Source organism: Halomonas sp. V046, from assembly GCF_052645355.1.
The window spans coordinates 55,344-70,660 of record NZ_JBQXYF010000017.1 but is presented as its reverse complement, the minus strand read 5'-3'; the positions used below and the strand labels follow the sequence as shown (position 1 = coordinate 70,660).

Here is a 15,317-nt window from a genome sequence, read left to right as displayed (position 1 = left end):
CACCGCGTTGAGGCTGTCGCGGAAAGGTCGTCACTTGGGTAAGGCATAGCCGATCACATAGTCCCCCATCGTGCTGCCGAAGGTGCCATGCCCTCCGGCGGTCACGACCACGTACTGGCGACCGTCATCACCCCGATAGGTCATCGGCGTCGCCTGGCCGCCAGCGGGCAGGCGCGACTCCCAGAGTTGCTCACCGGTGACCACATCGTAGCCACGCACGTACTGATCGAGAGTGCCACTCACGAAAGTCACGCCCCCGGCGGTAGTGGTCGGTCCTCCCAGAGCCGGCACACCTAGCTTGAGTGCCACAGGCAGGTCAAACGGCATGCTGTCCCGGGTGGTGCCATTGCGGTGGCGCCAGGCCACCTTGGGGCCGCCTTCAGTGGCCAGGTCGATGCCGGCAACCTCGCCCCACGGCGGCGCCTGACACGGAATGCCCAAGGGCGACAGCAACGGTCCCAACTCCACTGCGTAGGGCGCTCCGGCATTGGGTTGCAGGCCCTGCTCGCTGGCCGGGCCCTCAGCGGCGCGAACCTGATCACGCGGGATCAGTCTCGAGACGAAGGCCAAACTGTTGGGGGTGGTAAAGACTGCCTGTCGCCGAGGGTCCACGGCGATACCGCTCCAATTGAAGACCCCGACGTTACCCGGGTAGATGATGCTACCCTGCAGCGACGGCGGCGTGTACTGGCCGTCGTAGCGCAGGGAGCGGAACTGGATTCGGCACATCAGTTGATCCAGCGGCGTCCCGCCCCACATATCTCGGCCGGTCAGCGGTGGGGGCACCAGATTGAGCGCCGAGCGGGGCTGGGTGGCCGCGGCCCAATCCCCGTCCACGGCGCCCTGGGGCGCCGGCAGTTCGTCGATGGGCACGATGGCGTCACCGGTCTGGCGGTTGAGCACGAAAAGGCTACCCTGCTTGGTCGGCTGAATCACCGCCGGCACGCTCTTGCCGTCCACGGAGAGATCGATCAGCACCGGCTGTGCCGGCGTGTCCATGTCCCACAGGTCGTGGTGGACGAACTGATGCACCCAGGCGACGCGGCCGGTCTCGAGCTCCAGCGCCACCAGACCTGCGCTGTAACGTTCGTCGTTCTCGCTGCGCTCGGCGCCCCACTGGTCCGGCGTGGCATTGCCCATGGGCAGGTACACCAGGCCAAGACGCTCGTCGACACTCATCGGTGCCCAGACGTTGGGAGAATTGCGGGTATAGGCCTGGTCGTCCCTCACGGGGGTAGTCTGGGTCGGATTACCACTGTCCCAGTTCCACACCAGTTCGCCGCTGCGAACGTCGAAGGCACGCACCACACCAGACGGTTCGTCCATCGAGCTGTTGTCGGTCACGTGGCCACCGACGATGATCAGGTCGGCAGTCGCCACGGCCGGCGAGGTGGAGTAGTAACCGCCGGGGGGAATCTCTCCCATGTTGCGCGTCAGGTCGACTTCGCCATCCTCGCCAAAGGAGGTGCAGCGCTCGCCGCTGTCCGCGTTCAGCGCGATCAAACGCGCATCGGCGGTGGGGACGAAGATCCGCCGCGGGCACATCACGTCGGTCTCGCTGATCATCAGCCCGGGATCGCCTTCGTGCCCGGCGGCGGCTTCGGCGGCATCGATGGGTGCATCGGTTGCGTTGCCGACCTCTTCTTGACGTTCGACATCAGCCACGCGGGCCACGTCGTAGTAAGTCACGCCGCGACAGGTCATGTGGGCCCAGTGCGAAAAGTCCTCCGCGCCCATGGTGCTAAGCTCAGGGTCGAAGGTCCATTCGGTCTCGCCGGTTTCCGGATCCAGCGCCTTGACTCGGCTGTGGGACGTGCAAATGTAGAGACGGTCGTTGACCTTGAGCGGCGTGTTCTGGTTGGTGATTTCCGGCGGCGAGGTCGGCGTCGCCGTGTCGCCGGTACGAATGCGCCAGACTTCCTGCAACTGCGCGATATTGTCCGGCGTGATCTCATCCAGCGACGAATAATGCGTTGCTGCATTGGTGCCACCATAGGCGACCCAGTCATCACCGGCCGCCTGATCGGGATTGAGCGGCCCAGGCAGGCTGCTGGCACCGACGGGAGTATCGATACCGGTAGGAGCCATGACCTGGCTTGCGATGGCGACACCGATGGCCACCATCACGGAGAATGCCAAGGCCAGACTGCTGAGTATCGACGTCCCCCGACGCCACCAGGGCAACAACAGCACAATGCCGATCATGCACAGCAGCGCGACTCGAGGAACCAGTTGCCACCAGTCGAACCCCACCTCCCAGACCGCCCACAGCGTGGTGCCAAGCAGCACCACAGCGTACAGCATCAGTCCACCGTGGCGGCGTGCCATCAGCACGGCGCCACAGAGTACCAAACCAGCGCCGGCAAGCAGGTAGTAGGGGGAGCCTCCCAGCATCAGCAGATAGCCCCCGCCCGCTAACAGCGCAAGGCCCAGTAGCAGGATAAGTGCACCGAGCAGCCGGGCAGGCCACTTGCTTGCGCGTCTAGCGTCCATCGTGATTCCCCTTGTTCGGTCCCTGACACCTGGCTGGCATCGCAACGACGCGGCCTGACGGGAGCGTACTGATGCTGGGCTACACGCAACGCGATCCCGATGACAAGCACGGGCGCCACTCGCCGAACCACACCGCGGAGTCAACCCATTAGCCTTCTTGCAAAGATGAGAATAGATGGCCGACCGCAGGCCTGCGACCTGGATTATCGCGACCTCGGCAGGCCGCCCCCAGCTCGCCGCCAGCGGTCCTAGCGTCGCCTCTGGCGCCGGACAGCGACCACTCTGCTCAAGAGCCCCCCGACTTTCCCTTGCCGTGTCACGCAGGCCGCTGTCAGTCGGTCATCGACGTGGCAGTATAGAGGCTCAAATGTCGACTCCAGGACCGGCCAATGAACTTATACGGCGATACCCGCTCGGGCAACTGCTACAAGATCAAGCTGCTAAGCTCTCTGCTCGACCTGCGTCTGGTCTGGATCGGCATCGACATCATGGCCGGCGACACTCGAGAAGAGGACTTCCTCGGGCGCAACCCCAACGGCAAGATTCCATTGCTGGAACTCGATGACGGCCGCTTTCTGGCCGAGTCCAATGCCATCCTGCATTACCTGGCGGAGGGCAGTGACTGGTTGCCGACCGATCGCTTCGAGAGTGCCAAGGTGCTCCAGTGGCAATATTTCGAACAATACAGCCACGAGCCGTATATCGCCGTCGCCCGTTTCATCAACCTCTACCTCGGGCTACCGGACGACAAGCGCGCCGAGTATGAGGCCAAGCAGGCCAGCGGCCACCGGGCGTTGGAAGTCATGGAACGCCAACTGGTCAGTACGCCGTTTCTGATCGGACTCCACCCCACGATTGCCGATATCTCGCTCTATGCTTACACCCACGTGGCCCACGAGGGAGGCTTTGACCTTTCGGGCTACCCCGGCATCCGGGCCTGGCTTGCCCGCATCGCTGCGCTGCCGGGCTACCAGGCCATGGGCGAGGATTGACCGGCAAGGGCGGCCCGGGGCGCCGCGAATGACCGACGTCGGCGACACCATGGTGCCTCTGCCGGGTGTGACATCCGATCAACGTGAAAGGAATAGTTTGGCACCTGCGCTACCCTAGTGTTCTCGTGGTCGCTGCCCTGCCGCACCGCCACCTTCGCCGTTCTCCCTCCATAAGGACTCCCGGTCGTGGCCGTCAGTTTGCTCGTCAATGCCTTGATCTTCCTCGCTGCGGCGGTGCTGATCGTTCCGATATTCAAGCGCCTCGGCCTGGGCGAAGTCCTCGGCTATCTGGCCGCCGGTGTCGCCATCGGCCCCTCCGCCCTGGGCCTGGTGCCTGACGCTGATGCAGTGCTGCAATTCTCGCAGGTCGGCATCGTCTTTCTGCTGTTCATCATTGGCCTGGAGCTCAAGCCTTCGCGTCTCACGCTGATGCGCAAAGCCGTCTTCGGCTTCGGCAGTCTCCAGGTCACCATCACCACGCTGACACTGGGCCTGACCGCCCTCGCCCTCGGCCTGCCCCCGGTGGCGGCCGCAGTGGTCGGCTTCAGCCTGGGCCTGTGTTCGACACCGCTGGTACTGCACCTGCTGGGCGAGCGCCATGAACTGTCCACTCGTCACGGACGGCATGCGTTTGCCTTGCTGCTGTTTCAGGATATGGCCGCGATTCCCGTGCTGGCGGTGATTCCGATTCTCGCCGCCGACTCATTGATGCAAGACGGCGCCGCCCCGATTCTCAAGGAAGTCGTCGTCGCCGTGGCGGCCTTCGTCGGCCTGATCGGCGGCGGGCGACTGCTGCTGCGTCCGTTGTTTCGCCTCGCCGCCGCCACCGGCAGCCGTGAAGTCTTCGCCGGCACCTCGCTGGTGGTCGTGATCGGCGCCGCGCTGCTGATGGAGCTGGCCGGGCTATCGATGGCTCTCGGCGCCTTTATCGCCGGTATTCTGCTGGCCGATTCCGAGTATCGCCACAGCATCGAAGCCGATATCGAGCCCTACCGCGGGCTGCTGCTGGGCCTGTTTTTCATGGCCGTCGGCATGACCGCCAAGATCGAACTGCTGGCCGCCTCTCCCGGGCTCATTCTCGGCCTGACCGCATTGCTGCTAGCCGCCAAGGGCATCAGCGTGATCGCCGCGGCCCGAGCCTACCGTTGCGGCTGGCGAGAATCGCTCAACCTCGGCGTACTGCTGTCCCAGGGCGGGGAATTCGCCTTCGTGGTGCTGACGGCTGCCGGCAGCGCGGCCCTGCTCGACATGTCCCTCGTCAACCTGCTGGTGCTGGTGGTCTCGCTGTCGATGGCCGCCACCCCGATACTGTTCCTCGGCCACGAACGGCTTATCCGCCCTCGGTTCAAGAAAGCCAAGCCGCGTCGCGAGTTCGACACCCCGACCGACGACGACTCGCCGCGCATCCTTCTGGCGGGCTTCGGCCGCTTCGGGCAGATCATGGGCCGTGCCCTTCAAGGGCTCGAGATTCCCTACACGGTGCTCGATATCAATGCCGACCACGTCGAGTTCGTGCGCCGTTACGGCAACAAGGTCTACTTCGGCGATGCCACCCGTATCGACCTGCTCGAGGCCGCTGGCGCCGACCGTGCTCAGGTACTCGTGGTGGCCGTGGGAGATCCCGATGTTTCCATGGGGATCGTCAATCGCGTGCAGAAACGCTTTCCCCATCTCAAGATCTACGCCCGAGCACGCAACCGCCACCACGCCCACCTGCTGATGCGGGCCAATGTCTGCTACATCCTTCGCGAACTATTGCCGGCCAGCTTGGAGATGACCCGTGAAGTCCTTATCGGTCTCGGCATTCCTCGCGATCAAGCCCAGCAGACGATCGACACCTTCCGCCCCCATGATGAAGACACCCTGCGCCGCCAGCTCGAGGTGTTCGGCAACGAGAAGAAGCAGATTCAGACCGCTCAACAGGCCGCCAAGGAGCTCGAGGCCCTGTACGAAGCCGATGAGGACATCACGACCCGTGTCGAAGAGGCCCCCCGCAGGAACTGACCATCGAGGGCCAGACCGCTCACGACGCCGGGGCCCACCAGTGCGGTAACCGGGCTCGGACCTCCGGCGTGGCGAAGCGGTCGTCCATCAGCACCACCACGCCGGTATCCTCCGGGCCGCGAATGACCCGGCCAGCGGCCTGGACCACCTTGATCAAGCCCGGAATGCGATAGGCATAATCGTCCCCGCGCCCGAAACGAGCCTCCAGACGCGCCTTCAAGGCCTCCTGGCGCGGGTCATTCGGCGGCAGCCCCAGGGTGGCAATAAAGGCGCCGATCAGCCGGTCGCCGGGTAAATCGATCCCCTCGGCGAAGGCCCCGCCGAGCACCGCGAAGGCAATGCCCTTGCCGCCAGGAACAAACGCTGCCAGGAAGGCGTCGCGGTCCGCCTCGCCCATGCCTCGGGTCTGGCTGCGCTGCGGGATATCCGGGTGGGACTCGGCCAGCGCTTCGCGCGCCCTCTCGAGATACGCGAAGCTAGAGAAGAAGGCCAGATAGTGCCCCGGCTGTCGCCGGTACTGGTCGGCCAGGGTGGCAACGATGCCCGGCAATGAGCGTTCCCGATCCCGGTAGCGTGTCGACAGATGACGACACACCCGGACCTTGAGTTGATCGGGACGAAACGGTGGCGAGACTTCCTGCCACACGGCCGTCGTCGGCAGGCCCAGCAGGTCACGCTGATATTGGCCCGGCGCCAGGGTCGCCGAGAACAGCACCGTCGCCTGGGCGGCGGCGAACCTCGGCGCCAGGAAGTCGGCAGGAATCATGTTGGCAATGGCAATCCGCGATCGCCCCCGACCGCTGCGCGTCAGCTCCACCAGGGAATGAGCGCCAAAGGTCTCCGCCAGGCGCGTGAAGGCCAGGGCATCGAACAGGAAGTCGGTCAATGCCGGGGTCGTCGCCTCGGGGAACTCGCCGAGATGATCGCCGATCGCCGCGGTGGCGCCATTGAGCGCACCGACCAGCGCCTCGGGCAGGCGATCCAGCCCGTACCAACGTGGCGCCTGACGAGAGCCTGGCTCCTCGTCGCCGTGGGCCAGAGCGACCTCACGCACCCAGCCTTGCCATTCGCGGCCAACCCGGTCCAGCGACCGTTTCAGCACCGCCGGAACCTCTTTGCGCAGGGCATTGAGCCGTCGCTGCTCAAGATCCGCGGAGTACATGCCACGGGCACGCTCGACCAGATTGTGGGCTTCATCGACCAGCACCCCGAGCTTCCAGCCCTGGGCCAGTGCCAGGCCGTGCAGCATGGCACTGGCGTCGAAGTAGTGGTTCACATCTCCCACCACCACATCGCACCAACGCGCCATCTCCTGGCCCAGGTAATAAGGGCAGATGGCATGCTCCATAGCGACATCTCGCAGGCCCTCACGGTCCAGCCAGGCCCGCTCGGCGGCAGCGCGACGCGCCTCAGGCAGACGATCATAGAACCCACTGGCCAAGGGACAGGAGTCACCGTGGCAAGCCCGGTCCGGGTACTCGCAAGCCTTGTCCCGCGCGGTCAGTTCGATGACACGAAGCGGCAGCGCCGCCTTGACACCGAGGCTGACCAGCGCCTCCAGGGCCAGCCGACGCCCGGGCGTCTTCATGGTCAGAAACGCCACTCGGTCCAGGCCCTGAGTCGGCATGGCCTTGAGCATGGGAAACAACGACGCCAGGGTCTTGCCGATGCCGGTAGGGGCCTGGGCCAGCAATTGACGGCCGGTGGCTGCGGCCTTGTAGACCGCTTCAGCGAGTTCACGCTGGCCAGGACGAAACTCGGCATGTGGGAAGGCCAGCCCCCGGAGCGCGGCATCCCGCCGACGACGATGCTCGGCCTCGCGGTGCGCCCAGTCGTGGTAGCGCTTGGCGTGTTGCTCCAACTCCTGCCACAGATGATCGGCGTCGGCCTGCTGGGTCAGACGAGTTTCACGCCCCGTCACCAGATCGAGATAGACCAGCGTCAGCGTCACCTCTGGCAGGCCCTGCTCGCGGCACCACAGCGCGCCATAAACACGCGCCTGCGCCCAGTGCAGAGCGCGCTGATTATCCGCCATGCGCTCGAGTCGCCCGCGATGGGTCTTGATCTCCTCGATACAGGTACCGCCATCGGCGACGCCGTCGATCCGCCCCTGGACGCGCAGACCCGCAACCTCGGCGCTCACCGCGACTTCCGAGCGATACGCATCACCGCGCCCGGCCTGCACTCGCACGTGACCCGCGATGCCCTCACGGGCGCTAGGCGCAGGCGTGAAGCGATGATCGAGATCGCCGCGGCGCGCCGTGAACTCGCACAGGGTCCTCACCGCCACCTTGAGCGGTGAGGCCGGCAATGCCACGCCGCCGTCTCTCAAGGCGTCCACACCACGTGACAGACCCGCACGGGCATCCCCTGGCGTGCAAAAAAAGTCAGCCAGCGTCGCTGGTTATCCTGCAGGCGATCCCCCGGCGCCTTGACCTCGATCATCCGATAGCGCAGCTCACCGGGCTCGGCACGGGGAAAGAACTGGATCAGGTCGGGCAGGCCCGCTCGATTAGTGCTCGGATCCATCAGCAGCCGCTCGAAACAGGCCCGGCAGTGCTCGGGCGGTAGACAGTCGAGAGCCATCCGGATCAGCGCCTCGTCGAGACCATCCCAGTGAACAAAGGGGTTGGACAGGCCCTGCTTGGCACGCCATGTCGCGAGAATCTTCTCGCGATAGCCGCCGTTTTCGACCTGCGCCAGGGCACGCTCGAACCCTTGTCGACGTCGGGCCGTGAAGTCCTCGCGTCCAAGATCTGCCGGCGCATGGTGGTAAGGGTGAAAGAAGGCCCCCGGCAAGGGGGCGAACACCACGTCCCAGCACAGCAGACCGAACAGGCCAGCGATCAGGGCATTCTCCACGTAGAACACCGGCGCGTCATCGCGGTACAAATGATCACGCACCGCACGCTCGACGCCCCCTGAGGCTTCGAAGTCGCTACGCGGCAATGCCAGGACCACCGTCTCGGTGGCGGCTTCGGGCTCACGAGGCGCCGCCTTGCGTCCAAGCTTGCGCGCCAGTCTTGGCAGCAGTCGCGCCAGCGCCTGATACTCGGCCTCGCTGACGGGACCGGCAACAGCCTGTTCGGCCAACGTCATGGCCGTGTCATGGTCGCCTCGCCGCTCCAGCAACCGTAGCCACCGGACCCTCGGCTCACCGTTCCCGCCACGGCGATAGCACTCCAGCGCCGTGGCGTCATCCCCCTGGCGCTGGGCGACCTGTCCCAGGCTCAGCAACAACCGTGCGCGGCGCTGCACCAGCCAGAGGTTGCCTTCCGGCACCTCGGGTAGCATGGCCAGCGCCAACGCCGGTACCAGCCCTTCGTCCAATCGCTCTCGCAATGCCTGCAAGGCCAGGTAGGCATCGACCTCGGCACGCCGATGAAACGCCTTCGATGCCTCATCGAAAGCCACCGTCTCGAAGCGCGTCACGCCCAGCTCCGCCAGCACGAAGTCCGACCAGGTCTGGCGCAGGTTGCCGAAGAACATCAGCCGTAGTCGATCGCAGACCGGCATGACCGTGAGCCGCGCCAACGTATCCCGCGTCTGCGGCCACCAAGCGCTCATTCGTCGGGAACCGCCACCGCGCTCCGCCTCACCAGTGCCATCGCCCGCTCTCGGGCCGTCGTCGGCTCGTGCCTCATGAACGCCTGGGACAGGACCGCCACCGGCCTCTTCCATGTCGCTGGAGCGGGTCGGATCAAGCGCTTGTCGCAGCCGAGCCTTGGATACCGCCCCGCCTAATCCGTCTTGTCGCATGCGCTCTGCAAAGGCCTCGCGCAGTTCCGGCAGGCGCAGCTGAGCAAACAGTTCATCAAGCCCAATCCGGGGATCGATCTCGACGAATCCGGCGTCAGCCAACGGCGCCATCGCAGCGGCGCTGTCGCCGATCTCGTCGTAGGCCAATCGTGACACGCGAAACAGCTCGCCCTTGCGCGTGATCATGCGTACCAGCAGCGCTTGGGAGTCATCGGGCAGCGCTGCAAAGCGGTCGAGGAAGTCGCGTTCGGGGGGCGCCAGCAGGTCCTCATAACGCGAGTGAACCCAGTCGAGCACGAGCCGGAAATGACGCAGGTAATAGCGGGGATCGTCGCGTAAATCCACGAGCGCCACGGTCTGAGGAGCATTCATGCATCGATGGTACCAGGCTTTGAAAAGGATCGAACAGGGCCCATGGCCCAAGCCGCAGGAGTCCCATCGACAGCGACGATCAGACGTATGTCCCGAGCGCCCAGATCGCCAGTTAACAAACAGCGTTCCAAATCGTCACCGCCACCGAAATCTCGTTCTTGCACAGCGAATCAGTACCCCAGCGCGCAAAAGCCGATGCTGCATAAGTCGTATGCGAAATACATGCCTATGATGGGGACACTGCGTCCGCGATCGATGCCAGCGAGGCCCCCTGCCCCGCGTTCGACCCACGCGGACCCACCAACCTCGGCCGGCGCTGCCGGCTGATGTTGCAAGACGTTCCCGTTGCCAGAGGAAGCACCAAATGTCCGACAAGAAGACCGCCATCATCACCGGCTCGACCAGCGGCATCGGCCTTGGCATTGCCGAGGGCTTCGCCCAGGCCGGCATCAACCTCGTCATCAACGGCATCGAACCCGCCGCCGAGGTGGAAGCGGTACGTGCCGGATTGGAAAAACACGGGGTGAAGGTCATCTACGACAACGCCAACATGATGGATCCTGGCGAAATCAGCGCCATGCTGATGCGCGCCGAGGCCGAATTCGGTGGCGTCGACATCATCGTCAACAACGCCGGCATCCAGCACGTGGCGCCGATCGATGAGTTCCCCGAGGCCAAGTGGGACGCCATCATCGCCATCAACCTGAGTTCGGCCTTTCACCTGACCAAGGCCGCGCTGCCCGGCATGAAGGCACGCGGCTGGGGCCGCATCATCAACGTCGCCTCGGCCCATGGCCTGGTGGCATCTCCCTTCAAGTCCGCCTACGTCGCCGCCAAGCACGGCATCGTCGGCTTGACCAAGACGATCGCCCTGGAAGTTGCCGAGCAAGGCATCACCGCCAACGCCATCTGCCCAGGCTACGTCCTGACCCCGCTGGTGCAGAAGCAGATCCCGGACACCGCCAAGGCCCGTGGCATCTCGGAGGAGTCGGTGATTCGCGATGTACTGCTGGCCAACCAGCCAACCCGAGAGTTCGTCACTACCGAGCAGCTGGCCGCCACCGCCCTCTTCCTATGCTCCGACGGCGCCGCCGCGATGACCGGCATCGCCCTGCCCGTCGACGGCGGCTGGACCGCCCACTGAGCCCACCTCCCGCTACCTCACTCCCCAAGGCTCGTGCGAGACGTGCCAAGCATCAGGAGCCATCAATGGCCAAGCCCCCCAAGAAGATCAACCTGGCACTGCAAGGTGGAGGCGCTCATGGAGCCTTCACCTGGGGCGTGCTGGATGCACTGCTCGACGACCCCTGTATCGAGATCGAAGCCATTTCGGGTACCTCGGCAGGCGCGATGAACGCGGTCATTCTGGCCGATGGTCTCGTCCAGGGCGGGCCTGAAGCCGCAAGAGAGAAACTCGAGACCTTCTGGCATGCCGTCTCCAAGGCTGCCCGATTCAGTCCATTGCAGCGCACCCCCTGGGACCGCATGAACGGCAACTGGAGCCTGGACCAGTCGCCCGGTCATGTGTTCTTCGACCTGATGACGCGATTCTTCTCCCCGAGCCAGTTCAACCCGATGAAGTACAACCCGCTGCGCGACATCCTCATCGAGCATGTCGACTTCGACAACGTCTGCGGCTGTGCACAAATGAAGGTCTTCGTGGCGGCGACCAACGCCGAAACCGGGCGCGTCAAGATATTCGACCGCGCCGAGTTGACCCCGGACATGGTCATGGCATCGGCCTGCCTGCCTTTCCTGTTCGAGGCGGTAGAAGTCGACGGCGTTCCCTACTGGGATGGCGGTTACTCGGGGAATCCACCGTTGTTTCCCTTCTATCACAGCACCGAGAGCTCGGACATTCTGATCGTTCAGGTCAACCCGGTGGAGCGCGAAGGCGAGCCAAGAAGCGCTCAGGAGATCATGAATCGCACCAACGAGATCACCTTCAACGCCAGTTTGTTGAAGGAGTTGCGTGCCTTGGCCTTCGTCAAGCGGCTCATCCACGACGGCCATCTCGACCCCAAGAATTACCGCGACATGCTGGTCCATATCATCGACAGCAAGGACCTTCTCAAGCCGCTGGGAGCCTCCTCCAAGCTCAATGCCGAATGGGAATTTCTGTGCTTTTTGCGTGATCTGGGGCGCCAGCGTGCCCAACAGTGGATCGAGATGCACTACGACGACCTCGGCAAGCGCGACAGCGTCGACCTGCGCGCCATGTTTGATGGCACCCATTGACAAGAGGCCTGGGCGGGACGCTCAAGCGCGGCACCGCCGGGCCTCCTGTGCGGTAGGGCGCGATGACTTTCCTACCGTTTCATCCGTTCGCTGGGCACTGGTACCGAGAGAGAAAATGATCAGACCCATCGCCCTAGGTGCCGGAGCCTTGCACAAGGAAACATAGGCATGTCCCAGCAAACGGACCTAAGCAAACCTACCACGACTTAAGCGACCCACAAGGGTTCACTGCAACAGAGGCAACGAGGACGCCCGACATGAATACTCAGAATCCCCCGGCCCACGACGATGCCCGCATGGAGCGCGGCCTGGCCTTCGTCCGCAAGCATAATCCGGCCGCCGCCAAGGCACTGCTGGAGCAGCTATCGGATATCGCGCCAGACCTGGTGCGGCTAGTTGCCGAATTTCCCTTCGGCGACATGTATGCGCGAGGAGGCCTAGGTCCCAAGCTTCGGCAGGCTGCCACGTTAACGGCACTTGCCTGCGGCGGACACGAAGCTCAACTGCGCATTCACATCGGCATTGCTCACTCTCTTGGTTTTACCCGCGACGAACTGGTCGAGCTGTTCATGCAACTTGCGCCATATGCGGGTTTCCCGGTGACGATCAATGCCGTACTCGCAGTAAAGGAAGTGTACCCAGCATCCTGATTCCATCCACCTTTTGCACTGCCCACTCTTTCCTATAGGGAGCTACGTCATGTTCGATCATCAAAAAAATCCGCCTATGGAGCCAGTCGATGAAGTCGATACAACACTTGCTTTCATCGACCTCGCCGACGTCAAACTGCCGCAAGGGAGCGATCCACTGGAGAAACGGCATCTGCGCTTTCGTCGCGTTGATGTAGCACCAGGCGGCATCGTGCCCTACCACTCTCACGAGAATCGTCCTGCCATCCTGTTCGTCTTCCAAGGCGAGATTGTCGAATACAATTCCAAGCATGAGCAGCCCCGGACCCACAAGGCGCCATCCATAATCGCCGAATACAATGAGATCTGGCACTGGTGGAAGAACGAGACCAGCAGCGACGTGATCATCTACGCTGCAGACCTCGCCGAGCCGGAAAAATGCACCGCAGGTGAGTGCTGATCGACGTCAGTCTGAGGATAGAGTGGATGAGGGGTACTGCGGTCCAACGGTCGCCTCACGCTCCTTCCACTTGACGATTATTTTCACAGAAGCAGCCGATCAGCTCCCCAGGGCCACGAGAAAATTCGTGGCCCTTTTTATTCCTCCCTCGACACAAACGAGCCATCAACAACGACACACGGAGTATGCCAAAAAACAGATACATTACGTGACTTTGCCCAAAAACAGCCTGACAACCCGAATGCATATTCGCTCGCTCAACACACCCCGTCATCACAGAATAAATATCATTTAAATTCAACAACAAAGCTTCTCCCCACAATTCCACGAAAACATCGCCGGAATGCTCGACAGCCAATAGAAAGAAACCATTTCACGCTGCCTATCCATTATCCAACATCCTACAATGTCATCGAGAGACTGGATTTCTTATAACCACGCCATCTCGGCACAATCGACTTCCGATCACTCGACTTCCGAACAAGCCACAATAGCGTTTCCAACACGAAACACGCTCCACGAAACAAGACCACGGCACATCGAAAACATCTGGGAGGGACGCCATGACCATCGCAAGAAAGATGCTCTGGACTCTAATAACAATCTGTCTGTCTCTGACGTGGCTACCGTACTTCGGCATCTTCAATGATCAAACCATGATAGCGGGACTCCCCCAGCCCTTGGCCCTGACCCTTGCTTGCAATGTCATTCTGACACTTTGCACTATCGCTATTTACCCGCTCTACTTCCGCCCGTTGATCAACGCCCTTCGGCGACGCCCGCTCATACAGGAAGATGGCCATGAATAACGCCATCACCATTTCCACGCTGCTGGCTTTTCTGGTGGCCTTTCTCGTCATTTCCTTCTATGCAAAACGCAGCGACGGTGGGTCCTCCAATTCCTCTAGCGAAGGCTTCATCATCGGTGGTCGGTCGATGGGAACCATCGTGCTGCTGCTCTCCATGGGAGCGACCTACTTTTCCACCTGGACGCTACTGGGTGCCTTCGGCTCCTACTTTCGGGAAGGGGTCTGGTTTGTCGGTTTTGCCGTATGGACCATCTTCCATGGCATCTTCGTCTGGCTATTCGGTACGCGTATCTGGCTTGCCGGCAAGCGCTATGGCTTCATCACCCCGGGCCAGATGATCGAGCGCTACTACCATAGCGGTCGCCTTCGAATCGCCGTGGCACTGACAGGCATTGTCGCCATGGTGCCGGTGATGCTGATTCAGGTGAGTGGTGGCGCCAGAGCGCTGGAAGCCCTGACAGACGGCGGTATCCCCTATTTCATAGGGGTCAGCGTCACCTCCGTCATGGTCGGCGTCATCGTCCTCTGGGCGGGTTTCAAGGGAACCGCCTGGACCGATTCCTTCATGGGCATCTTCTTCGCGTCCATCCTCATTTTTACCGCCGTCTACGTGGTGAATCTCTCGGGTGGTAGCCAGATGTTCATCCGCATCGCAGAGCTCAAACCGAGCCTGGTGGTCAACTCCGGCCATCCCCTGAAGATGATGGAGCTATGGCTAAGCCTCGGGTTCGGCGCCTGGGTACTGCCGCACATGTGGCAAAAATTCTACTCGGCATCTTCCGCCGAAGTGCTCGGCAAGGTGTCAATCATGACGCCTTTCTGGAACTCCTGGATGATGGCAATCATCCCGTTGCTCGTCGGTATGGCCGCCGTGCTGCCAGGAGTGGCTCCCGGTGTCAGTGATGCCAAGAGCGATACCATACTGCCGTTGATCTTCAGTGCGCATCTCCCGCTGCTTGGCGCGCTGGTGGTCGCGGGCATCCTGGCGGCGGCTATCTCTACCATCAACAGTCAATTGCTGTCGTCTGCCAGCCTGGTCGCCGAGGACATCATCGATTCGCGGCGCCAGCAGCCCCTGAGCAGCGCCGGCATCACGCGAGTCACGCGCCTGGTCGTCGCCAGCCTGACGGCCCTCGTCTTCGTTCTTGCCCTGCTTCCCGGCGGCACCGGCTTTCTCGTGCCGGTCGCCTCCCTTGGCTTCGGCCTGGGGTTACAACTGGTTCCTTCGGCGCTGGGCGTTCTTCATCTGCGCAGCATCACCGAACAGGGAGCCTTCTACGGTCTCGTGTGCGGCACCTCGGTCATGGCCATCGTCGCGATCTTTCGCCCAGAGATTCCCTTGGGTCCCGGGATCAGCGGCTTTTTGCTGAACATTGCGGTGACCTGGGTGGTCAGCAGGCGCACCCCTTCGGTACCGGAAACATCCCTGCGGGAGTTTCATGACATGTTTGACACCTACTTGCGCAACAACCTTGACCGGCCAGGCGACGATGGTGCTCTGGTCGACACCAGTGACTCGCCCAAGACCGGGACACCAGGCGGCCCCGCCTGACTCCCCATA

At 62.8% G+C, this 15,317-nt stretch carries 10 protein-coding genes; 7 read left to right on the top strand and 3 right to left on the bottom strand.

The window, feature by feature from the left end; translation table 11 throughout:
* Positions 1-30 precede the first annotated feature (30 nt).
* Positions 31-2,493 (bottom strand): membrane-bound PQQ-dependent dehydrogenase, glucose/quinate/shikimate family, encoded by a 2,463-nt coding sequence (locus tag ACUN9Y_RS19580; RefSeq protein WP_445462415.1) that lies wholly within the window; start codon positions 2,491-2,493, stop codon positions 31-33.
* Between the two features lie 389 nt (positions 2,494-2,882).
* Between ACUN9Y_RS19580 and ACUN9Y_RS19575 the strand changes: the two genes are divergently transcribed.
* Both ACUN9Y_RS19575 and ACUN9Y_RS19570 read left to right on the top strand, forming a co-directional pair.
* Positions 2,883-3,485 (top strand): glutathione S-transferase family protein, encoded by a 603-nt coding sequence (locus ACUN9Y_RS19575; RefSeq protein WP_445462414.1) that lies wholly within the window; start codon positions 2,883-2,885, stop codon positions 3,483-3,485.
* Positions 3,486-3,671: 186 nt separating this feature from the next.
* Entirely contained in the window at positions 3,672-5,489 is a 1,818-nt protein-coding gene (locus ACUN9Y_RS19570) for a monovalent cation:proton antiporter-2 (CPA2) family protein (RefSeq protein ID WP_445462413.1), read from the top strand.
* Positions 5,490-5,508: 19 nt separating this feature from the next.
* Here the strand turns inward: ACUN9Y_RS19570 and ACUN9Y_RS19565 are convergent, their stop codons facing one another.
* Positions 5,509-7,800, bottom strand: coding sequence for an ATP-dependent DNA helicase (locus tag ACUN9Y_RS19565; protein WP_445462440.1), 2,292 nt, complete (start codon positions 7,798-7,800; stop codon positions 5,509-5,511).
* A gap of 17 nt (positions 7,801-7,817) precedes the next feature.
* Entirely contained in the window at positions 7,818-9,620 is a 1,803-nt protein-coding gene (locus tag ACUN9Y_RS19560; RefSeq protein WP_445462412.1) for a VRR-NUC domain-containing protein, read from the bottom strand.
* A 364-nt stretch (positions 9,621-9,984) separates the two neighbouring features.
* Between ACUN9Y_RS19560 and ACUN9Y_RS19555 the strand changes: the two genes are divergently transcribed.
* The 5 genes from ACUN9Y_RS19555 (at position 9,985) to ACUN9Y_RS19535 (ending at position 15,308) form a co-directional block, all read left to right on the top strand.
* Positions 9,985-10,764 carry a 3-hydroxybutyrate dehydrogenase gene (locus ACUN9Y_RS19555; protein WP_445462411.1) on the top strand — a complete coding sequence of 260 codons (780 nt, stop codon included), beginning with the start codon at positions 9,985-9,987 and terminating at the stop codon, positions 10,762-10,764.
* Positions 10,765-10,829: 65 nt separating this feature from the next.
* Complete coding sequence (locus ACUN9Y_RS19550; protein ID WP_445462410.1) at positions 10,830-11,858, top strand: patatin-like phospholipase family protein; 1,029 nt, start codon at positions 10,830-10,832, stop codon at positions 11,856-11,858.
* Between the two features lie 257 nt (positions 11,859-12,115).
* The gene (locus ACUN9Y_RS19545) at positions 12,116-12,508 is read left to right on the top strand and encodes a carboxymuconolactone decarboxylase family protein (protein WP_445462409.1); all 393 of its coding nucleotides are present in this window, start codon (positions 12,116-12,118) and stop codon (positions 12,506-12,508) included.
* A gap of 49 nt (positions 12,509-12,557) precedes the next feature.
* Positions 12,558-12,947 (top strand): cupin domain-containing protein, encoded by a 390-nt coding sequence (locus ACUN9Y_RS19540; protein WP_445462408.1) that lies wholly within the window; start codon positions 12,558-12,560, stop codon positions 12,945-12,947.
* Between the two features lie 801 nt (positions 12,948-13,748).
* Positions 13,749-15,308: a sodium:solute symporter family protein gene (locus ACUN9Y_RS19535; protein ID WP_445462407.1), complete on the top strand. Its 1,560-nt coding sequence runs from the start codon at positions 13,749-13,751 to the stop codon at positions 15,306-15,308.
* The last annotated feature ends 9 nt before the right edge of the window (positions 15,309-15,317 follow it).